17 protein-coding genes are annotated in these 20,612 nt (G+C 65.1%); 6 read left to right on the plus strand and 11 right to left on the minus strand.

Translation table 11 applies throughout. The features are described 5' to 3' along the window. Positions 1-16 precede the first annotated feature (16 nt). Entirely contained in the window at positions 17-1,162 is a 1,146-nt protein-coding gene (ribA, locus tag F468_RS0108355; protein ID WP_018139403.1) for a GTP cyclohydrolase II RibA, read from the plus strand. 36 nt (positions 1,163-1,198) lie between these two features. On the opposite strand, the gene F468_RS0108360 is transcribed toward ribA, so the two are convergent. Further along, on the minus strand, positions 1,199-2,626 hold the full coding sequence (locus tag F468_RS0108360; protein WP_018994948.1) for a Glu/Leu/Phe/Val dehydrogenase: 1,428 nt from the start codon (positions 2,624-2,626) through the stop codon (positions 1,199-1,201). A gap of 63 nt (positions 2,627-2,689) precedes the next feature. Between F468_RS0108360 and dusA the strand changes: the two genes are divergently transcribed. Then, entirely contained in the window at positions 2,690-3,667 is a 978-nt protein-coding gene (gene dusA, locus F468_RS0108365) for a tRNA dihydrouridine(20/20a) synthase DusA (protein WP_081616970.1), read from the plus strand. 11 nt (positions 3,668-3,678) lie between these two features. Here the strand turns inward: dusA and F468_RS0108370 are convergent, their stop codons facing one another. Both F468_RS0108370 and purB read right to left on the minus strand, forming a co-directional pair. Next, the gene (locus tag F468_RS0108370; protein ID WP_018994950.1) at positions 3,679-4,842 is read right to left on the minus strand and encodes a cupin domain-containing protein; all 1,164 of its coding nucleotides are present in this window, start codon (positions 4,840-4,842) and stop codon (positions 3,679-3,681) included. Positions 4,843-4,846: 4 nt separating this feature from the next. Next, positions 4,847-6,214 carry an adenylosuccinate lyase gene (purB, locus tag F468_RS0108375; RefSeq protein ID WP_018139407.1) on the minus strand — a complete coding sequence of 456 codons (1,368 nt, stop codon included), beginning with the start codon at positions 6,212-6,214 and terminating at the stop codon, positions 4,847-4,849. A 118-nt stretch (positions 6,215-6,332) separates the two neighbouring features. Here purB and F468_RS0108380 point away from each other — a divergent pair, with 118 nt between their 5' ends. Further along, entirely contained in the window at positions 6,333-7,721 is a 1,389-nt protein-coding gene (locus F468_RS0108380; protein ID WP_018994951.1) for a lyase family protein, read from the plus strand. Positions 7,722-7,724: 3 nt separating this feature from the next. Here F468_RS0108380 and F468_RS0108385 read toward each other — a convergent pair whose 3' ends face one another. Genes F468_RS0108385 through F468_RS0108415 form a run of 7 tightly spaced genes read right to left on the minus strand, consistent with a single transcriptional unit; the run spans position 7,725 to position 15,990 of the window. Beyond that, positions 7,725-9,674 (minus strand): bifunctional diguanylate cyclase/phosphodiesterase, encoded by a 1,950-nt coding sequence (locus F468_RS0108385; RefSeq protein ID WP_018994952.1) that lies wholly within the window; start codon positions 9,672-9,674, stop codon positions 7,725-7,727. Between the two features lie 45 nt (positions 9,675-9,719). After that, a complete protein-coding gene (locus F468_RS0108390; protein ID WP_018139410.1) occupies positions 9,720-10,559 on the minus strand; it encodes an HDOD domain-containing protein in 840 nt (279 codons plus the stop codon). Beyond that, the gene (locus tag F468_RS0108395) at positions 10,556-10,948 is read right to left on the minus strand and encodes a hypothetical protein (protein WP_018139411.1); all 393 of its coding nucleotides are present in this window, start codon (positions 10,946-10,948) and stop codon (positions 10,556-10,558) included. Before F468_RS0108395 ends, F468_RS0108390 begins: the two co-directional genes overlap by 4 nt. A gap of 15 nt (positions 10,949-10,963) precedes the next feature. Further along, positions 10,964-13,711: an aconitate hydratase AcnA gene (gene acnA / locus F468_RS0108400; RefSeq protein WP_018139412.1), complete on the minus strand. Its 2,748-nt coding sequence runs from the start codon at positions 13,709-13,711 to the stop codon at positions 10,964-10,966. 16 nt (positions 13,712-13,727) lie between these two features. Beyond that, complete coding sequence (gene hflD, locus F468_RS0108405; RefSeq protein WP_018139413.1) at positions 13,728-14,357, minus strand: high frequency lysogenization protein HflD; 630 nt, start codon at positions 14,355-14,357, stop codon at positions 13,728-13,730. A 53-nt stretch (positions 14,358-14,410) separates the two neighbouring features. Next, positions 14,411-15,532 carry a tRNA 2-thiouridine(34) synthase MnmA gene (gene mnmA / locus F468_RS0108410; RefSeq protein ID WP_018139414.1) on the minus strand — a complete coding sequence of 374 codons (1,122 nt, stop codon included), beginning with the start codon at positions 15,530-15,532 and terminating at the stop codon, positions 14,411-14,413. Continuing rightward, entirely contained in the window at positions 15,529-15,990 is a 462-nt protein-coding gene (locus tag F468_RS0108415; RefSeq protein WP_018994953.1) for an NUDIX hydrolase, read from the minus strand. Before F468_RS0108415 ends, mnmA begins: the two co-directional genes overlap by 4 nt. Positions 15,991-16,115: 125 nt before the next feature. Here F468_RS0108415 and icd point away from each other — a divergent pair, with 125 nt between their 5' ends. From icd to clpA, 3 genes are all read left to right on the plus strand, one after another. Continuing rightward, the gene (icd, locus tag F468_RS0108420; RefSeq protein WP_018139416.1) at positions 16,116-17,372 is read left to right on the plus strand and encodes an NADP-dependent isocitrate dehydrogenase; all 1,257 of its coding nucleotides are present in this window, start codon (positions 16,116-16,118) and stop codon (positions 17,370-17,372) included. A gap of 143 nt (positions 17,373-17,515) precedes the next feature. Then, positions 17,516-17,842 carry an ATP-dependent Clp protease adapter ClpS gene (clpS, locus tag F468_RS0108425; RefSeq protein ID WP_018139417.1) on the plus strand — a complete coding sequence of 109 codons (327 nt, stop codon included), beginning with the start codon at positions 17,516-17,518 and terminating at the stop codon, positions 17,840-17,842. Positions 17,843-17,847: 5 nt separating this feature from the next. Further along, positions 17,848-20,115: an ATP-dependent Clp protease ATP-binding subunit ClpA gene (gene clpA, locus F468_RS0108430; protein WP_018139418.1), complete on the plus strand. Its 2,268-nt coding sequence runs from the start codon at positions 17,848-17,850 to the stop codon at positions 20,113-20,115. Positions 20,116-20,225: 110 nt separating this feature from the next. Here the strand turns inward: clpA and infA are convergent, their stop codons facing one another. After that, a complete protein-coding gene (infA, locus tag F468_RS0108435) occupies positions 20,226-20,444 on the minus strand; it encodes a translation initiation factor IF-1 (protein ID WP_012982660.1) in 219 nt (72 codons plus the stop codon). Positions 20,445-20,612: the final 168 nt, after the last annotated feature.

A 20,612-nucleotide genomic window follows, 5' to 3' on the forward strand; every position in this document is an offset into this window, starting at 1 on the left:
CATTGGGAAGGACCTGATGCACAACGCCGATCGTGGGATTTTCGACCTTCGCCGGGGCCATCCTGTTTTGCTGAGCGGCGAGCAGTCCAGCGTACTGGTTGCTGCCGTTGAAGGTCTGACCCCGGTGTTGCTGGATCGCCTGACGCATATGACCGGCGGCCGCCCCCGTCTGATTCTAACGCCCCACCGCGCGTCCGCAATGGGCTGGCCGCAACCACTGGCCGAGGGATGGGAAGGCGTGGCGCTGGAGTTTGCGCCCGGAACGGACCCAGAGGCACTGTTTACCCTGGCCAGTGCGCCTGAGGCCTCTAACGAGGGCGAGCACCCGACCCACGCGCTGGACCAGGCGGACGTTCGGCCCGCCGAGCCCGCGGAAGTCGCGGCGCTGGAGCTGGCCCGCGCCGGTCGTCTGCTGCCGGCCGTCGTATCGGCGCGCGTGCCCGAACCCGTACCCGAGGCCATCCACTCGGCGCTGGCCGACGGGATGTTCCTGGACGTGGACGAGCGCGAGGCACGAGCGGTCGCACATCACCCACGCCTGGAACTGGCCTACGTGAGCGAGGCCCCGGTACCCCTGGCCGATGCCCCGGTGACGCGCTTCATGCTGTTCCGGGAGGGGAACGGGATCCTGGAACACGTGGCGGTGGTCATCGGCGAGCCGAACGAATGGCCGGAGGCCGTCCCGGTACGGCTGCATTCGGCCTGCCTGACGGGCGATCTGTTTGGCAGCCTGCGCTGTGACTGCGGCGATCAGTTGCGTCTCGGTGTGAAGACGATCAACGAGAGTGGTGGCGGGGTGCTGCTGTATCTGGCCCAGGAAGGGCGGGGCATCGGCCTGGCCAACAAGCTGCGCGCCTACACCATGCAAACGGCGGGTCTGGACACGATTGACTCCGACTGCCAGCTGGGGTTCGAGGCCGATGGACGCCGTTACGATGCGGCCGTGGAGATGCTGGAATTTCTCGGCATCGACACGGTGCGTGTGCTGACCAACAACCCCGCGAAGATCGAGGCGCTGCGCGCCGGGGGCATCCAGGTGGTGGCCCGCGAGCCCGTCCACGGCACGCTCAACCCCCACAACTTGCGCTATCTCAGTACCAAGGCGGACCGCGGTGGTCACTGGTTGCAGGAACTGCTGGCGTCGGAGGCCGAGCGGGGCTGAGCCGGCCGCCGGTCTACGCAGGCGCCCGGATGTGCGTCAGATCAGACTCAGGTCACTGCGGGCCCGCACGATCTTGCGCAGGGCAATCAGGTAGGCCGCAGTACGGTAATCCAGCACCGCTCCATTGCTCTCCACCTCGCGGGTCTCGTACATCTCGCTGAAGGCCTCGCGCATGGTGTCATCGAGGCCGGAGCGGACCAGGTCGATCTCCTCTGCGCCGCGCACGATGGATTCGCGTATCCAGTCCGGCAGCTTGTGGTCCGTGGACATCTCGATCGCGGTGACCAGATGCTGGCCCTGGGACTGGTCATAGCGCCGCTCGAGCCGTCCGAAGCGCATGTGGGCGAGATTGCGCACCCACTCGAAGTACGAGACCACGACCCCGCCGGCGTTGACGAAGACATCCGGCAGGATGGTAATGCCGCGGTCCTGCAGGATCTGGTCGGCCTCGAAGGTCACCGGGCCGTTCGCGGCCTCCGCGATCAGTCGGGCCTGGATGTTGGGCGCATTCTCGCGATGGATCGCGCCCTCGAGTGCCGCCGGAATCAGGATGTCACATTCGCGTTCCATGATCCGGTTGCCATTGCGCTCGAATTCCACGCCGGCGAAGCCTTCCATGGTCCCGGAGCGGCGTACGTAGTCGTTCAGGGCGTCGACATCGATCCCGTCCTCGCAATAGACCCCGCCATCACTCTTGATCACCCCGACGATTTTGGCGTGGTCGTCGTTCTGCAGGAAATGGGCGGCGTGATAGCCTACATTGCCGAAGCCCTGAACGATGATGCGCTGGTCGCCCAGGCCGCCTTCCAGCCCGGCTTCGCGCGCGGCATTGCCCTCGCGGAAGAAGGCCTGCAGGGCGTACTGAACGCCGCGCCCGGTGGCCTCCAGACGACCGCGCATGCCGCCCAGGTCGACGGGCTTGCCGGTCACGGCGGCGCTGTGGTTGACGTCTTCAGGGTGGCGTTCGCGATAGGTCTCCATGATCCACGCCATCTCGCGCTGCGAGGTCCCGACGTCCGGGGCGGGCACGTTCTGCGCGGGACTGATGTAGTCGCGCTGGATCAGTTCGTGGGCGGAACGACGGGTGATCCGCTCCATCTCCCACTCGTCATACTTGCGCGGATCGATGCGCAACCCGCCCTTGGAACCCCCAAACGGGATATCCACGATCGCGCATTTGTAGGTCATCAGGGCGGCCAGGGCCTCCGCATGTCCCTGGTCCATGGTGGGGGAGAATCGCAGTCCCCCCTTCACCGGCAAACGGTGGGAGGAGTGCACGGCACGCCAGCCGGTAAAGACCTCGATGCGGTCGCGAAAGCGGATCGGAAAGCTCACCTGGATGACCGAGTCGCAGGCCTTGATGGCATCCATCGCACCTTCGGGCAACTCGAGGAAATGCATGGCGCGATCGACCATGTGTGAGACACTGTCCAGAAAGGTTTCCGGCGTTTCGTTTTCCGACATGCGTATTTATCCCTTGGCATTCCGGGCACCACCCGCAGGGCGGGCGGCGCCGTGACTGAACCGTTGCGGTTTCCCGATCCGCGTTTTTCGGTGGCGCCGATGATGGACTGGACCGACTCCTGGTGCCGGCGTTTCCATCGGCTGCTGACCCGGCGCCCTCTGTTGTACACCGAGATGGTACACGCCAACGCGGTGATTCACGGTGATCGCGACCGGCTGCTGGGCCATGTCGCGGCGGAACACCCGCTGGCGCTGCAGCTAGGTGGATCGGATCCCGACACGCTCGCTCAGGCCGCCCGCATCGCGGCAGAGCGAGGCTTTGACGAGATCAACCTGAACGTCGGCTGCCCCTCCGACCGCGTGCAGTCGGGCACGTTCGGCGCCTGCCTGATGGCGCAACCGGAGCGGGTGGCCGAAATGGTGCGCGCGATGCAGGATGCGGTCGACGTTCCGGTGACCGTCAAGCATCGTATCGGGATTGACGAACAGGATTCCGAGGCCGATCTGCGCACGTTTGTCGAAACTGTGGCGCGGGGCGGCTGCCAGCAATTCATCGTGCATGCCCGCAAGGCGTGGCTGCAAGGCCTGAGCCCCAAGGACAACCGCGATGTTCCGCCACTGGACTACGAGCGCGTGTTCCGTCTGAAGGCGGAGTTTCCGGAACTGACCATCGTGCTGAATGGCGGCCTGGACAATGTCCGCGCGGCGCACGGCTATCTCGAGCGGGTGGACGGGGTGATGTTCGGGCGACTGGCCTACCACCAGCCGTGGGTGCTGTCCGAGGTCGACCAGCTTTATTTCGACGAGCCCGGGACGGTGACACGCGAGGCCGTGCTGCAGGGTCTGATCGACATGGCCCGCGAGATGCGCGCCGAGGGCGTCCCGCTGGCACGGCTGACACGGCATGTGCTGGGTCTGTTTCACGGCGAGCCGGGGGCGCGCCAGTGGCGGCGCATCCTGACCGAGGGTGCACATCGGCCGGATGCCGGACCGGAGCTGATCGAGCGTGCGGCGGAGCCCTGCCTGCGGGCCTGTGCCTGAATGTCCGGGCCTCAGGTCTGCGTGGAGTCCTCAGCGGGCTCCAGCCAGCCTTCCTCCAGGCCGTCGCGAAGCATTTCGTGAATCTCCGGCCATTGGTGTTCCCAGTGCCGCGGATCGAGGGTCTCCGTAGCGCACAGCTGCTCCAGTTGGTCCGGCGACAGGGTGTCGGCCGGGTAGCTGTGCCCGGCGGCGCAGAGGACCGGCCCCGTCGGCGTCTTCAGCCAGTGGCGCCGAATACCCGGGTGAATACGGCACGCCCTCGCTGCGGCGAGAGGATCTCCGGGATGCAGTTCGACGTTCCCCGCAGGCCGGCTCAGTACGCGCCCGAGGAAGGCATCCAGTTCCGTGTCGTCGGCGGCGAGCATCTCGCGCAGGATGCCGCGCAGCCGGGTTCGGTCGTGTGACGGCAGTTCGCTCGCGTAGGCGGACACCGGGCGCTGGGGATCGCTGTATCGGGGCGCTTCGCCGACCCGGTTGGCCCGTTCTTCCAGGAACCCGGTCAGCAGATCGAGGTAGGTCGGGGCACGAAAGCCGACCGACCAGGTCATGCACTGATCATCCAGGGAGAGGCCGTAGTGGGGCAGGTTGGGGGGCAGGTAGAGCAGGTCACCGGGTTCAAGATCCCAGCTCTCGCTTGGCTCGAACTCGCGCAGGATCGCCAGCGGTAGGTCGTCGTGGCAGTCCAGCGGTCCCGGTGGCGACTGGATCTGCCAGCGCCGACGCCCGGCCGCCTGAAAGAGAAAGACATCGTAGGCATCGACATGGGGCCCGACCGACCCCTCGGGTGCTGCGTAGGAGATCATCAGATCGTCGCGGCGCCAGCGCGGGACAAAGTCGAACCGGGCCAGGAAGTCCCGCCCCTCGGGCCAGAAGCGCTCGACGTCACTGACCAGCAGGGTCCAGGCGCGATCGGGCAGGGAGGCGAAGTGATCTTCTTCGAACGGGCCGTATTCGACTTCCCAGTCGCCGTGGTCAGTGTGGCCGAGTACGAGCCGGGCGCCGGCATCCGGATCACAGGCGAGTCCGGCCAGGTCGTCGGGCTCGATGGGGTTGGAAAAGCCCGATATTGCGCCGCGCACCAGCAGAGGCTTTTGTTGCCAGTAGTCCCGGAGAAACTCCGCCGGTGAGAGCCCGCCCAGCAGCTCCAGGGCCTGATTCGGGTCGTAGGCTGGCAACGCGTTACTCGTCGCGCGCCAGCTGGCTGGCGATCCCCGTGTAGCGGCCCGGGGTCAGCTTGCGCAGGCTCTGTTTCGCCTCGTCCGGGATCTCCAGGCCGTCGATGAATTCGGCCAGCGCCTGCGGCGTAATGCGCTGGCCACGGGTCAGCGCTTTCAGCTTCTCGTAGGGAGAATCGATCCCGTAACGGCGCATCACCGTCTGCACAGCCTCGCCCAGCACCTCCCAGTTCTGGTCGAGATCCTCGTCCAGGCGGCCGGGTTCGATCTCCAGCTTGCCCAGACCGCGCTGGAAGGCCTTGTAGGCGATCAGCGACCAGGCGAAGCCCATGCCGATGTTGCGCAGCACGGTCGAGTCGGTCAGGTCACGCTGAAAGCGCGAGACCGGGAGCTTGCTCGCCAGGTGATCGAATACGGCATTGGCGAGACCGAGGTTGCCTTCCGCGTTCTCGAAGTCGATCGGGTTGACCTTGTGCGGCATGGTCGAGGACCCGACCTCGCCGGCCACGACCTTCTGCTTGAAGTAACCCAGCGAGATGTAGCCCCAGATGTCGCGCGAGGCATCCAGCAGGATCGTGTTCAGACGCATGAAGGCGTGAAACAGCTCGGCCAGGAAGTCGTGCGGTTCGATCTGGGTGGTGTGGGTATTGGGGGCTAGCCCGAGGCTCTCCACCATGCGCCGCGAAAGCGATGGCCAATCCACTTCCGGGTAGGCCGCGTAGTGGGCATTGAAGTTACCCACCGCACCGTTGATCTTGCCCAGGCATTCGTTGGCGGCGATTGCGGCGCGCTGCCGCTCCAGACGGTGGACCACGTTGGCCAGTTCCTTGCCCATGGTCGTGGGCGAGGCCGGCTGACCGTGGGTCCGGGCCAGCAGGGGCTGATCGGCGAAGCGCCGAGCGAGCTCGCGCAGCGGCTCCAGCACGGCATCGAGCGCCGGCAGCATCACGTGATTGCGCGCCTCGCGGACCATCACCCCGTAGGCGAGGTTGTTGATGTCCTCGGAGGTGCAGGCGAAGTGCACGAACTCGATCTGGCTTTGCAGATCGGTCCGGTCGCGCATCTGCTCCTTGATGTAGTACTCGATAGCCTTGACGTCGTGATTGGTCGTGGCCTCAATCTCCTTCACCCGGGTGCCGGCGACCTCGTCAAATTCCAGGGCAATCTCGTCCAGGAACGCCTCCGCCTCTGCGGTTAGCGGCGGGACCTCGGGGATAGCGGGCTCCGCCGCCAGGGCCTTGAGCCACGCAATCTCCACCCGTACCCGGGCCTGCATCAGACCCTGTTCGGAAAAATAGGGGGCCAGGTCGCGGGTGTGCCGGGCGTAGCGGCCATCGACGGGACTGATCGCGGACAGGGGGCTCAGGGACATGATGCACTCGAGTCGGAATGGGTGGGTCCGCAGGGCGCGTGGGGCATGCGCTCTGCGGACGGTCGATTGACGCGGCGCAGTATAATACAAAGCTACGCCCGATCATTTGGAGGAGTGCATGTCGAAGTCCCCGACCCGCCAGGAGCAGGACAGCCTCGGACCGGTGGAAGTCCCCAGGGATGCCCTGTGGGGCGCCCAGACCCAACGCGCCATCGACAACTTTCAGATTGCCGGCCGGCCCATGCCGCAGGCGTTCATTCGGGCCCTTGCGCTGACCAAGGCGGCCTGTGCGGAGGCCAACCAGGAACTGGGGCAGCTCCCGGACGGTGTGGCCAGCGCGATTGTGGCGGCGGCCGAGGCGGTCGCGGCGGGCGAGCATGCGGACGCCTTCCCGGTTGACGTCTATCAGACGGGGTCGGGCACCAGCACCAACATGAACATGAACGAGGTGCTCGCGCGGATCGCATCGGGTAGTGAGGAACCGGTCCATCCGAACGATCATGTCAATCGCTCGCAGAGCTCCAACGACGTGATCCCGACCGCGTTGCATGTATCTGCGGCGCTGGCGCTGGAGGAGGAACTGGTCCCTGCGCTGCGCCACTTGATTGCCACGATCGCCCGCCGCGAGCGCGATGTGGGGGCGCTAGTCAAGACCGGGCGTACGCACTTGATGGATGCGATGCCCGTGACGATGGGGCAGGAACTCTCCGGCTGGCGTACCCAACTGGAACTGGACCTGGATCGCCTGGAGCACACCCGTGTGCGCATCCAGCGTCTGGCCATTGGCGCGACTGCAGTGGGCACCGGCATCAATGCACCGCCGGCCTTCGGCGCGCGTGTAACAGGGCGCCTGGCCGAGCGAACCGGCCTGCCGTTTGTGCACGAGGGTAACGGTTTTGCGGCACTGGCCAGTCAGGACAGTGCGGTGGAGCTTTCCGGGCAGTTGCGCACGGTGGCCGTCGGGCTCACCAAGATCGCGAACGATCTGCGCTGGATGAACTCGGGCCCCCTGGCGGGGCTGGGCGAGATTGCCTTGCCGGCCCTGCAACCAGGCAGCTCGATCATGCCGGGCAAAGTGAACCCGGTAATCCCGGAGGCCGTGATTATGGCCTCGCAACAGGTGATCGGCCTGGATGCGGCGATCACCGCCGCCGGCGCCGCGGGCAATTTCCAGCTGAACGTCGGCCTCCCGCTGATTGCCGACAATCTGTTGAGTCAGATCGGTCTGCTGGCACGGGCCTCTACCCATCTGTCGGATCGGGCGATCGCGGGCTTCACCGTGAACGAGGACAACCTGCGGGCCGCGCTGGATCGCAACCCGATCCTGGTCACGGCCCTGAACGCCGAGATCGGCTACGAGGCGGGGGCGCGCATCGCCAAGGAGGCCTATGCCACCGGGCGGCCCATCCTGGACGTTGCGGCGGAGCACACGGATATCCCGCGCGAGCGGCTGCAGGTACTGCTGGATCCGGCGAAGTTGACGGGCCCGGAGGGTGCCGGCGGGTAAGGCTTATCCGGCCCACGGGAGGCGGGTCCGGTCCTGCAGCAGGGTGTGGAAGTCATTGAAGGGCATGGGGTGCGCAAAGAAATAGCCCTGTGCCTCGTTGCAGCCGAATTCGCGCAGGATTTCGGCCTGGCGTTCGGTTTCGACGCCTTCGGCGATGATGTTCAGCCCCAGGGTATGCGCCATCTGGATGATGGCCTGAACAATCCGCGCGTCGCCGTCGCTGCGTTCGAGGTCCTGGACGAAGGAACGGTCGATCTTGAGGGTGTCCGCTGGCAGCTTCTTCAGCTGAATCAGCGAGGCATGGCCGGTACCGAAATCGTCCACGGCCAGCCGCATACCGATCTTGCGCAGGCGCTCGAACATGCGGGCGGCACCCTTCGGGTCATCCATGATGGTGGTTTCGGTCAGTTCCAGCTCGATGCACTCGGGCGCGACATTCGCGGCCTGCAGGATGGCGTGAAAGTCTCCGGCGAGGTCGGGATGGCGAAGCTGCCGTGCGGAGACGTTAATGGCGACACGGAAGGCGTGATCCCGGCCCTGCGAGGGCAGCCGCTTGAGGTCCTGGCAGACCTGGCGCAGCACCCACTCCCCAATGGCCTCGATCAGGGTCATGTCCTCCGCCAGCTCGATGAAGTGGCTGGGGGGCAACAGCCCAAGCTTCGGGTGCTGCCAGCGGATCAGCGCCTCTGCGCCGAGGATATCGCCGGTATGCAGGTCGACCTTTGGCTGGTAGTGCAGGACCAGTTGATCTTGCTCAATGGCGGTCCCCAGTTCCTTTTCCAGCTCGAAATGGCGAAAGGTGCGGGAATTCAGGTCCTGGGTGTAGAAGCGGAAGCCGTTGCGGCCACGTTGCTTGGCCTCGTACATGGCCGCATCGGCGTTGCTGAGCAGGACATCAGAGTCTTCCCCGTCGTAGGGAAACACGGCGATCCCGCAGGAGGCGCTGGTCACCACGGGCCGATCAAAGATCGTACGTTCGACCGCGGTCGTGCGCACGACGTCGGTGACCAGTCGCACGCAGCCCTCGAGACCCTGTAGATCCTCGACCAGGATGCCGAACTCGTCGCCCCCCAGGCGCGACAGGGTCGCGCGCAAGGGACGCCCCGATCGGTCGTGGCTGCGATCCAGCAGCTTTCCGAGATCCTGTGCCACCTTGCGGATCAGCTCGTCGCCGGCGCGATGGCCGAGCGAGTCGTTCAGGCGCTTGAAGTTGTCCAGATCCAGCAGGATCAACGCGATGTGATGATCGGTTCCCTGATGGCGGGTAATGGCTTGGGACAGACGGTCACTGAACAGCATCCGGTTGGGGAGGTTGGTCAGCGAGTCGTGGGACTGGTGATGAAGCAGTTCGCGTGACTGGTGCTCGGTAATCCGCTGCAAGGCCTTCTGGCGCCGGTCCATCATCTGGAACAGGTCGGCGCTCTCGAGGGCATAGGCGGTATTGAACAGGACCATCGTCAGGGTCGAGAGGGTCATCTCGTGGCGCTGGAGGTCGTTCTGGCGAAAGCGGGCGGCAAACATGCCGCGAATGCGGGTCCGGGTCGAGATGACATGGAGCAGCACGTTCTCGCCGTCGAAGCGTGAAGGCAGGCAGACCGGATGATTCTGATGCAGCGCCCAGGAGAAAGTGCCTTCCTGAATCAGATCCTCGACGGCATCCGCGAGGTCGTATTCAGCCTCCTGAGGATGCTGTTGATAGGCGAGATCAAACGAAGACTCGCCGTCGAGGATGTAGACGGCCATGTCGCGGGCCGGCAGCAGACGCCGGATGGATTCCAGACTGCTCTGGATGATCAGGTCTGGGCTGCGATTGCGGTCGGTGTCGCCAAAGATCGCGGTAGTCGAGGCGAGCACGTCCATCGCGTAGGCGTTCGCCTCCAGCGCTTCCTCGAGGAAACGGATGCGCTCATGCAGCGCATTGACCTCTTCAGGCGTTTTGTACGAAGGGCTCATGCCGGGTCGTCCTTTACCTGCATCCGTGCGCTCATCCGTCCCTCGTCAGTCCAGCAGGATCGCCTGCATCTGTCCGAGCTGTTTCCGGGCATCGCCGATCACGGCCTCGTAGGTCTCCATTTCCAGACCAATGCGGTCGAAGGTCTCTGCTTCCACGGGCGGAACGAAGCGTTCGCCAGACGAGCCCAGCCGCAAGGCGTTGGCGATGCTGTCCGCCACATGGACGATCGCGGTCTCGACCGGGAAGGCCTGTGCGTCACCCGGCGCATGGTGGAAACGGGTGGCCTCCACCTGTGCCGGTGACATGCCCCAGCGCTCCATCAATTCCGCGCCAATGGCGGCATGGTCGAAGCCGAGAAATTCGGTTTCCGCTTCGAACAGCAGCATGCGTTCGCGCTCGCGGATATTGATCAGCTCCTCGGTGCGACTGGACAGATGCAGGAACATCAGCAGACGTCCCAGGTCATGCATGATCCCGTAGAGATAAAGCCGTTCGATGTTGGCCTCGCGCCGGAATCGCGCGATCGAGCGGCTCAGAACGCCGACGGCCAGGCTGTGCCGCCAGAAGGACTCCATGTCCACGCCGATCACCGGCACGCCGCGAAAGTGTTCGATCACGACCGTCGATATCACGATCTGGCGCATCTGCTGCAGGCCGATGATGGAGACGGCCCTGTGCAGGGTGTCGATCGGTTCCGGGAAGCCATAGAGCGAGGAGTTCGCCACCTTGAGCGTCTTGGCCGCGATCGTGGGGTCCAGTTCCACAGCCTCGGTGATGGCCGCGACGTTGGCCGTCGGGTCGCTCAGGCGCGTGAAGATGGTGTTGTAGCTTCCGGAGAAGCTGCACAGGGCATCGTCGGTGGCGAGGAACTCGTCAACGGTCATGCCTGTTCACTCTGCCTTCTCGGTGCGTAGCGGCACAGGTCATCCAGCAGGGCTTTCCGCGCCAGAAGGTAGATGCCAGACATGGGGTGATCCTCGATCGAGCAATGCTGAAAACGCTCGGCCAGGATCTCGTCGGCGCGGGCCTCTATCTCTGGGGTGGGCTCGGTGGCGGGGGGCTCATCAGGCTCGTGCGGGGACGACATGGAGACGTCGTCGGCACCCTCGTCGAGCACTTCAACCGCTGTGATTCCCCAGGACAGCAGTACTCGAATCTGCTTGTCCTGGAGGACCATGCCAGCGGGGATCAGCAGCCTGCCCGAGCGGTCATAAACCGCAGTCGCCAGTGTATTGCCGGACCTCACGTCCTCTATGGATACCCGACGCGTCATGCTGTGACCTTAGTCTCATTGCGCCAGTTGGCGCAACACGTAGGGCAGGATGCCCCCGTGGCGGTAGTAGTCGATCTCCTGCGGGGTATCCAGCCGCACACGGACGTTGAAGGTCGTGCGCTCGCCGTCATCGGCCACGGCGGTGACGGTGGCCTCGCGTGCCTCGCCGTTGTTCACGCCGGTGATCGAGAACGTCTCCCGACCGGTCAGCCCCAGACTGGCCGCGTTGTCGCCCGCCAGGAACTGCAGCGGCAGCACACCCATGCCCACCAGGTTGGAGCGGTGGATGCGCTCGAAGCTCTCCACGATCACGGCCTTCACGCCCAGCAGCAGTGTGCCCTTGGCCGCCCAGTCGCGCGAGGAGCCGGTGCCGTACTCTTGCCCGGCGATCACGATCAGGGGCGTGTCCTGCTCCTTGTACTGCATGGCCGCGTCATAGATGGACATCTGGTCGCCATCCGGCAGGTGGACCGTGACGCCCCCCTGCGTGCCGGGAGCCAGCAGGTTGCGCAGGCGCACGTTGGCAAAGGTGCCGCGCATCATGACCTCGTGGTTGCCGCGCCGCGAGCCATAGGAGTTGAAGTCTGCGGGCTTCACGCCCTGTTCTTCCAGGTAACGTCCGGCCGGGCTGTCCTTGGCAATGGAGCCGGCGGGGGAGATGTGGTCGGTGGTCACCGAATCACCCAGCAGGGCCAGCACCCGGGCACCCTGGATGTCGGTCAACGGCTCGGGCGTCATGCCCATGCCGTCGAAATAGGGCGGGTTGCGCACGTAGGTGGAGTCGTCCTGCCACTCGAAGCGGTCCCCAGTGGGGGCCTCCAAGTTGCGCCAGCGATCCTCGCCGCTGTAGAGATCACCGTAGGCCTTGGTGAAGCTCTGGGCATCGACATGCGCCTGCACAGCTTCGTTGACCTCTTCGGTGGTTGGCCAGACATCCTTCAGGAACACGGGGTTGCCCTGTGCGTCCTCTCCGATCGGGTCGTTGTACAGATCCAGGGTGCTGCGCCCGGCCAGCGCATAGGCGACCACCAAGGGCGGCGAGGCGAGGAAATTCATCTGCACCTCGGAATGGATCCGCCCCTCGAAGTTGCGGTTGCCGGAGAGCACGGAGCTGACGATCAGGTCATCCTTGATGATGGCCTCGCTGATCGGCTCGGGCAGCGGTCCGGAGTTGCCGATACAGGTCGTGCAGCCATAACCGACCACGTGGAAACCCAGCGCCTCGAGATCTTCGAGCACCCCGGCCTTTTGCAGATAGTCGGTCACCACCCGGGAGCCGGGCGCCAGGGAGGTCTTCACCCAGGGCTTGACCTGCAGGCCGCGTTCGCGGGCCTTGCGGGCGACCAGGCCGGCGCCCAGCATGACCGACGGGTTCGACGTGTTGGTGCAGGAGGTAATGGCCGCGATCACGATGTCGCCGTGGTCGAGGGTGAAGGTCTCGCCGTTCATCTCGATGGCCGTATGGCGCGGCTCTTCGGCCTGATGCTCAACGCCGACTGCGGTATGACCACCCTCGGCCGCGAAGCGCTCGGCCTCCTCCGGCTCGTCCGCGCCGCTGTCGCGCTCCTTGAGCATGGTGTCCAGGTGGCGGCTGATCTCGGCTCCGGCCTGGCTCAGGGCGATGCGGTCCTGCGGGCGCTTGGGCCCGGCCAGGCTGGGCTCGACCGTCGCAAGGTCGAGTTCCAGCATGTCGGTGTAGCGCGCCACCGGGGCGTTGTCATTGCGCCACAGTCCCTGGGCCCTGGCATAGGCCTCGATGAACTCGATATGGCCCGCCTCGCGGCCGGTCAGGCGCAGGTACTCGAGGGTCTCGTCGTCGATCGGGAAGATGCCGCAGGTCGCGCCGTATTCCGGTGCCATGTTGGCGATGGTGGCGCGGTCCGCCAGCGGCAGATCGGCCAGCCCGTCCCCGAAGAACTCGACGAACTTCCCGACCACGCCCTTCTTGCGCAGCATCTCGACGATCACCAGCACGAGGTCGGTGGCGGTGGCCCCTTCGGCCAGCCGGCCGGTCAGGCGGAAACCCACTACCTGCGGGATCAGCATGGAGATCGGCTGACCGAGCATCGCGGCCTCGGCCTCGATGCCGCCGACGCCCCAGCCCAGGACGCCCAGGCCGTTGATCATCGTGGTGTGCGAGTCGGTGCCGACCAGGGTGTCCGGGTAGGCCAGACAGGAACCGTCTTCACGGTCCTCGACAAACACGGTGCGCGCAAGGTGTTCAAGGTTGACCTGGTGCACGATCCCGGTGTCCGGTGGGACGACCTTGAAGGTATCGAACGCCTGCTGGCCCCACTTCAGGAAGCTGTAGCGCTCGCGGTTGCGGGAGTATTCCAGCTCTGCGTTCAGGTTCATCGCGTTCGCATTGCCATACTCGTCGACCTGCACCGAGTGGTCGATTACCAGTTCGGCCGGCTGCAGCGGCGTGATCTTCTTGGGATCGCCGCCGAGGGCCTCCATCGCGTCGCGCATGGCCGCCAGGTCCACGACCGCGGGCACACCGGTGAAGTCCTGCAGCAGTACGCGGGCCGGGCGGAAGGCGATCTCCTGCGTGGGCTCGGCCTTCGGGTCCCAGTCAAGCAGGGCCTCGATATCGGCGCGCCTGACCGTGCGCTCGTCCTCGAAGCGCATCAGGTTCTCGAGCAGGATCTTCAGCGCGTAGGGCAGGTCCCGGGCGCGCGGGTCATCGGTAATCGGCACGTAACGGCACTCGCGGCCGCCGGCAGAGAGGTTTTCGGTCTTTTTCGGTTCTGCGTGGCTCATGATGCGCTATCCGCTGTCAGGTGTTCAGTCGTTGAAGGATGTGGTCCGCTTGGCGAATCAGTCGCTTGCGGCCCAGAAGGAGCTTCCACCGAGATCCACCCGCCTGGCGCCAGAGCACGGCGGCACGGATGCCCGCCAGCAGCAGGGCGCGCACGCGCGCGGCGATCTCGGGATTGGAAAGATGATTCTGTTCGCCCTGGACGACGATCCGGGGGCCCAGCTCCGAAATGGTCTCCTTGTAGATCTCGGCCAGGCGCGCGATCACGCTCTCGTGCGTGATGGTGAAATAGTCCACCTGCCGCTGGGCACCCTGCAGGCCGTCGCCTAGTTTTTGCAGCATGTCCGGGCGTTTTTGCAGCTTGCGCTCCAGAAAGATCAGGCCCACCGCGTAGCGGGTGATCTCCATATCCGGTGGCTTGCCGCCGTTTTGCAGCTGGCTCTGCACCCGCTCCAGGCCCGGGCGCAAGCTGCTGGCGCCGCGGTAGACATCCTCGGGCGTCTCCGCGTCGAACGCGAACAGGCTGCCGATCAGGATCTCGAATTCGTACTCGTCGCAGCTGCCGCGCCAGGCCAGGTCCTTGACCAGACTCGCGCATTGGAAGAGGGCGGCCAGCGCCAGGGTGCGGTTGTGGTCGTTACGGTCCAAGCCGGAGGGCTCCCGGAGCAGGCGTGAGTGGGTGGATACGGAAAACGCGCCTACTATACCGGAACCGGGGCTTCTGACTCACTGGCGAGTGTGCGGCGGGTGGCAATCACGCCCCCCCCCAGACACACGTCGCCGTCATAAAAAACCGCCGACTGACCGGGCGTGGCCGCACGCTGAGGGGCTTCGAAGCGAACGCGTAGACGGTCCCCATCGACGGATTCCAGCCGGCAGGGCTGCAAGGGCTGGCGATGACGCAGACGCGCCATGACTGGCTGTCCCGGTTCGGGCGGGCGGTGAATCCAGTGGGCGGCCTCCGTCTCGATCTCGGGACTCATCAGCAGCGGATGCTGCGGGTCCTGCGCGACAATCAGCCGATTGCCTCCCAAGTCCTTGTCCACGACATACCAGGGGGCCTCGGGAAACCCGTCGATCCCGCCGATGCCCAGTCCCTGGCGCTGGCCCAGGGTGTAGAACATCAGGCCCTGGTGGTGCCCCACGACCTGACCTTCCGGTGTGCGCATCTCGCCCTCCGGCGCCCGCAGGTACTGCGCCAGAAAATCGCGGAAGCGACGTTCTCCGATGAAACAGATGCCGGTGGAATCCTTGCGGGCGTGGTTGGGCAGACCCAGCTCGCGGGCACGCGCCCGGACCTGATCCTTGGGGATGTCCCCCAGCGGGAACAGCGCGGGGCGCAGCTGCTCCTGCGTCAGGGTGTGCAGGAAATAGGTCTGATCCTTGTTGGCATCCGCCGCCATGCACAGTTCGCTGTGGTCAGGGAGGTGGCGCACGCGGGCATAATGGCCGGTGGCGATCCATTGCGCACCGAGTTGCCGGGCGTGCTCCAGGAACGAGCGGAACTTGATCTCGCGGTTGCACAGGATGTCCGGATTCGGCGTCCGGCCAGCCTCGTACTCGTGCAGGAAGTGGCGGAACACCCGCTGGCGATAGTCCTCGGCGAAGTTCGCCTTGTGCAGGGGGATCTCGAGACAGTCCGCGACCTCGCGGGCCATCTCGTAGTCGGCCTCGGCCGCGCAGTATTCCGCGTCGTCGTCATCCTCCCAGTTCTTCATGAACAGGCCTTCCACGCGATAGCCGGCCTCCAGCAGGCGGCTGGCCGCCACGGCCGAATCCACCCCGCCCGACAGGCCCACGATGACCCGATCGGGACCGCTCACGGCCCCTCCGCATGAACCAGTGAGCCGGCCGCCGCGAGCGGCAGGCGCATCCCGTCCTGATAGCGGCGGATGCTGCGCAGGACCAGCGGGCTGCGCAGCGGCCATCCGCGACGCGCCTCATCCGGTGTCAGCCAGTGGAGGGCATGGATGGCGGGATCGCGGGCCGGCGGATGGCTGGGCTCGCTTGCCGTGCCGCAGAACGCGACGCGCAGCGTCACCGCGCCATTCGCCAGCGCGAGCAGGTCGCAGCCAAGCAGGGCCTCCGGCTGGAAGTCCAGACAGGTTTCTTCGCGGACCTCGCGGATCACCGCTTCGACCAGGTCTTCTTCGGCATCGAGATGGCCGGCCGGCTGGTTCAGTACATGGCGGCCGTCGTCGGTCTCCTCGACGAACAGGAAGCGCCCGTCCCGCTCGATGACGGCGGCGACGGTGATATGGCAGGGCAGGCGTTCGGTCATGCCGTGAATGATAACGCAGCGGCCCGTCTTGCTGGCGTTCTCGAGACCACGTTCCCCTCGGCGGGGGCGGATGGGTATGTATAATCCGGGAGAACGATTTCAATTCTTGCGCACAAGGAGTTTGCATGGCCTACCAGCACATTCAGGTCCCGGAAAAGGGCGAACGCATCACCGTCGACGAGCAGGGCAAGCTGGTGGTGCCAGAACGCCCGATCATCCCCTTTATCGAGGGGGACGGGATCGGTGTGGACATCACGCCGGTGATGCGCCGGGTGACCGATGCGGCCGTGGAAAAGGCCTACGGTGGCCAGAAGGCGATCGAATGGATGGAGGTCTACGCGGGCGAGAAAGCCACGCAGGTCTACGACGACGACTCCGGGCTGCCGGATGAAACCCTGGAGGCGGTCAAGGACTATCGCGTGTCCATCAAGGGCCCGCTGACCACCCCGGTGGGCGGCGGTTTTCGTTCGCTTAACGTCGCGCTGCGCCAGAAGCTGGACCTGTTCGTCTGCCTGCGCCCGGTGCGCTACTACGAGGGCACCCCGAGCCCGCTGAAGGAGCCGGAAAAGACCGACATGGTGATCTTCCGCGAGAACTCGGAGGACATCTACGCCGGCATCGAGTTCGAATCCGGCACGCCGGAGGTGAAGAAGGTCATCGACTTCCTGCGAAACGAAATGGGCGTAACCCAGATCCGCTTCCCGGATACCGCCGGCATCGGCGTGAAGCCGGTCTCCAGCGAGGGCACCAAGCGCCTGGTGCGCAAGGCGATCGAGTATGCGATCGACAACGATCGCCCCTCGGTGACGCTGGTGCACAAGGGCAACATCATGAAATTCACCGAGGGCTCGTTCAAGGCTTGGGGCTACGAACTGGCGCGCGAGGAGTTTGGTGCGAAGGATCTGGACGGTGGTCCGTGGCAGACCTTCAAGAACCCGAAGACCGGCCGCGACATCGTGATCAAGGACGTGATCGCGGACGCCTTCCTGCAGCAGATCCTGTTGCGCCCGGAGGACTACTCGGTGATCGCCACGCTCAACCTGAACGGCGACTACATCTCCGATGCGCTGGCCGCGCAGGTTGGCGGTATCGGGATCGCACCCGGCGCCAACCTGTCCGACACCACGGCGATGTTCGAGGCGACCCACGGGACCGCCCCGAAATACGCCGGCCAGGACAAGGTCAATCCGGGCTCGCTGATCCTGTCGGCCGAGATGATGCTGCGCCACCTGGGCTGGCCCGAGGCCGCCGATCTGGTGGTGAAGGGTATGGGCGGCGCGATCAGCGCGGGCGAGGTGACCTATGACTTCGCGCGCCTGATGGACAACGTCGAGCCGGTGAGCTGCTCGGCCTTTGGCGAGGCCCTGATCAAGCACATGTAACGACAGCGGGTGCGGGCACTTGGTCCGAGCCCGGAACCGAACGACCATGAACGTGGCCTAAGGAGCCAGGGAGACATTGGATTCGTGTTTCCCTGGATGGCCGAACTGGCATGACTAAACCGCTGAAGGCGTGAGTTCGACCGATGAGTGAGAAAAAGCCCCAGATCCCCGATCACGACAGCAATACCGCGGTCGAAGAATCGAGGCCGGAGCTCAAGCCACCGCGGCAGTACAAGGTGGTACTGCTCAACGACGACTTCACGCCAATGGAGTTCGTGGTCGAGGTGCTGGAGACCTTCTTCAGTATGGATCGCGAAAAGGCCACCCAGGTGATGCTGCACGTGCATACACGCGGCAAGGGAGTATGCGGCATCTATACCCGGGACGTGGCCGAGACGAAGGTGGCACAGGTGAACGATTACGCCCGTAGCCACCAGCATCCACTGCTTTGCTCGATGGAGGAGGTCTGACTCCCATGCTCGACAAGGAACTCGAATTCAGCCTGAACATGGTCTTCAAGGAAGCGCGAGAGAAGCGCCACGAGTTCGTGACCGTGGAGCACCTCCTGATGGCGCTCGCGCAAAACCCTAGTGCCGCGACGGTGTTGCGCGCCTGTGGGGGCGACCTCGACCGCATCCGCGACGAGCTCGAGGTGTACATTGACGAGAACACCCCGCGCATCCCGCCGAATGACTCACGCGAGACGCAGCCGACCCTGGGGTTCCAGCGGGTCCTGCAAAGGGCGGTCTTTCATGTGCAGTCCAGTGGCCGCAAGGAGGTCTCCGGGGCAAACGTGCTGGTCGCGCTGTTCGGCGAACAGGACAGCCAGGCCCTCTACGTGCTCGGACAGCAAAACATCAGCCGCCTGGACGTGGTGAATTTCATCTCGCACGGCATCTCCAAGGTGGGCGAAGACGAGCTGGGGGCCCAGCAGAACCCGAACGACCCACAGCCGGAGCAGGTCGAGGGCGAGCGCGAGGAAAAGACCAATGCGCTGCAGCTGTACGCGACCAATCTCAACGCGAAGGCGCGCAAGGACGAGATCGACCCGCTGATCGGGCGGGACCACGAGATCGAGCGCACGATCCAGATCCTCTGCCGCCGACGCAAGAACAACCCGCTGCTGGTGGGCGAGGCCGGTGTCGGCAAGACCGCGATCGCCGAGGGCCTGGCGCGCCGTATCGTCGACGAACAGGTGCCCGAGGCGATCGAATCTGCGACCGTCTATGCGCTCGATCTGGGCGCGCTGGTAGCGGGCACCAAGTACCGCGGTGACTTCGAGAAGCGCCTGAAGGGTGTGCTGGCGCAGCTGAAGAAGGAACCCGGCGCGGTGCTGTTCATCGACGAGATCCACACCATCATCGGTGCGGGTGCCGCCTCCGGCGGGGTGATGGACGCCTCCAACCTGATCAAGCCGATGCTCGCCTCGGGCGAGCTGAAGTGCATCGGCTCGACCACCTACCAGGAATATCGCGGCATTTTCGAGAAGGACCGCGCCCTGGCCCGTCGCTTCCAGAAAATCGAAGTGCCGGAGCCGACCGTGGACGAGACCGAGCAGATCCTGCGGGGGCTGAAGTCACGCTTCGAGGCACACCACAATGTCCGCTTCACGCGCCCGGCGCTGCGGGCCGCGGCGGAACTGGCGGATCGCTACATCACCGACCGGTTTCTGCCGGACAAGGCGATCGACCTGATCGACGAAGCCGGTGCCAGCCGGCAGCTACTGCCAATGAGTCAGCGCAAGAAGACCATCGGCGTGCAGGATATCGAGACGATCGTGGCCAAGATCGCGCGCATCCCGCCGAAATCGGTTTCCAGCTCCGACAAGGAGACGCTGCGCAACCTCGAACGCAACCTGAAGATGACCGTCTTCGGCCAGGACGAGGCGATCGGGACGCTCGCAACCTCGATCAAGATGGCGCGTTCGGGGCTTGGCGACATGGACAAGCCGATCGGTTCGTTCCTGTTCGCCGGGCCGACCGGGGTCGGGAAGACCGAAGTGACGCGTCAGCTGGCGCAGCAGCTGGGGATTCATCTGGCGCGCTTCGACATGTCCGAGTACATGGAGCGCCATACGGTCTCGCGCCTGATCGGGGCGCCGCCCGGATATGTCGGCTACGACGAGGGAGGGCTGCTGACCGATGCCATCCTCAAGCATCCGCACTCGGTGCTGTTGCTGGACGAGATCGAGAAGGCCCATCCGGATGTCTTCAATGTGCTGCTGCAGGTGATGGACCACGGCACGCTGACGGACGCCAATGGCCGCGAGGTGGACTTCCGCAACGTGATCCTGGTGATGACCACGAATGCCGGTGCGGAGCAGGCCAGCCGCCCGTCGGTGGGCTTTACCCAGCAGGATCACTCCAGCGATTCCACGGAGGCGATCAAGCGGACCTTCACGCCGGAGTTCCGCAACCGCCTGGATGCCACCATCCAGTTCGGTCCGCTGGACGAGGCGACCATCCTGAATGTCGTCGACAAGTTCTTGACGCAGTTGCAGGCCCAGCTGGACGAGAAGAAGGTGCACCTGACGGTGGAGCCGGATGCCCGTGCCTGGCTGGCCGAGCATGGCTACGACGTGAAGATGGGTGCGCGTCCGATGGCGCGTACGCTGCAGGAGCACATCAAGAAGCCGCTGGCCGACGAGTTGCTGTTCGGGCGCCTGGCGCAGGGGGGCGAGGTTGTAGTCCGGGTGGGCGAATCCGGGCTGGAGCTCGATATCCGCGAGCCGGCTGTCTCCTGAGCGAAACCCCGGCCTGCAGAAACCACGAAGCCCCGGTCCAGCCGGGGCTTCGTCATTCGGGGGGCCGACCCTTATGTCTTACGAGCGGCCCCGCAACCCCCGGGGCGGAACTACTTGTTGCGGTAGACGATACGGCCCTTGGTCAGGTCGTAGGGGGTCATCTGCACGATCACCTTGTCGCCACGCAGGATGCGGATGTAGTGCTTGCGCATCTTGCCGGAGATGTGGGCGGTGATGGTGTGCCCGTTTTCGAGCTCTACCCGGAACGTCGTATTCGGCAGGGTCTCTACTACCGTTCCTTCCAGCTCGATTTCGTCTTCCTTCGCCATGCAGTTCCTCGCGTATTGAATTCGGTGGCGACATTATCCGGATGCCACGCGCGAACACAAGTCAACACGGGGTTTTCGGCGTGGCAGGGCTCCGTGCCGGTCGCCGAGTGGCCGCCATTCGCGGAGGATGGCGAGCGTGTACATTGATCAGTGTTTCCCGTGGCCCTA

It is taken from the genome of Thioalkalivibrio sp. ALJ2 (genome assembly GCF_000378325.1).
In the GTDB taxonomy this organism is placed as follows: Bacteria; Pseudomonadota; Gammaproteobacteria; order Ectothiorhodospirales; family Ectothiorhodospiraceae; genus Thioalkalivibrio.

Excerpts from the sequence above, each read along its gene's own strand:
- ribA (WP_018139403.1), top strand. The coding sequence starts at position 17 with ATGCACAACGCCGATCGTGGGATTTTCGACCTTCGCCGGGGCCATCCT.
- F468_RS0108360 (WP_018994948.1), bottom strand. The coding sequence starts at position 2,626 with ATGTCGGAAAACGAAACGCCGGAAACCTTTCTGGACAGTGTCTCACAC.
- purB (WP_018139407.1), bottom strand. The coding sequence starts at position 6,214 with ATGTCCCTGAGCCCCCTGTCCGCGATCAGTCCCGTCGATGGCCGCTAC.
- F468_RS0108380 (WP_018994951.1), top strand. The coding sequence starts at position 6,333 with ATGTCGAAGTCCCCGACCCGCCAGGAGCAGGACAGCCTCGGACCGGTG.
- F468_RS0108385 (WP_018994952.1), bottom strand. The coding sequence starts at position 9,674 with ATGAGCCCTTCGTACAAAACGCCTGAAGAGGTCAATGCGCTGCATGAG.
- F468_RS0108390 (WP_018139410.1), bottom strand. The coding sequence starts at position 10,559 with ATGACCGTTGACGAGTTCCTCGCCACCGACGATGCCCTGTGCAGCTTC.
- F468_RS0108395 (WP_018139411.1), bottom strand. The coding sequence starts at position 10,948 with ATGACGCGTCGGGTATCCATAGAGGACGTGAGGTCCGGCAATACACTG.
- acnA (WP_018139412.1), bottom strand. The coding sequence starts at position 13,711 with ATGAGCCACGCAGAACCGAAAAAGACCGAAAACCTCTCTGCCGGCGGC.
- F468_RS0108415 (WP_018994953.1), bottom strand. The coding sequence starts at position 15,990 with ATGACCGAACGCCTGCCCTGCCATATCACCGTCGCCGCCGTCATCGAG.
- icd (WP_018139416.1), top strand. The coding sequence starts at position 16,116 with ATGGCCTACCAGCACATTCAGGTCCCGGAAAAGGGCGAACGCATCACC.
- clpS (WP_018139417.1), top strand. The coding sequence starts at position 17,516 with ATGAGTGAGAAAAAGCCCCAGATCCCCGATCACGACAGCAATACCGCG.
- clpA (WP_018139418.1), top strand. The coding sequence starts at position 17,848 with ATGCTCGACAAGGAACTCGAATTCAGCCTGAACATGGTCTTCAAGGAA.
- infA (WP_012982660.1), bottom strand. The coding sequence starts at position 20,444 with ATGGCGAAGGAAGACGAAATCGAGCTGGAAGGAACGGTAGTAGAGACC.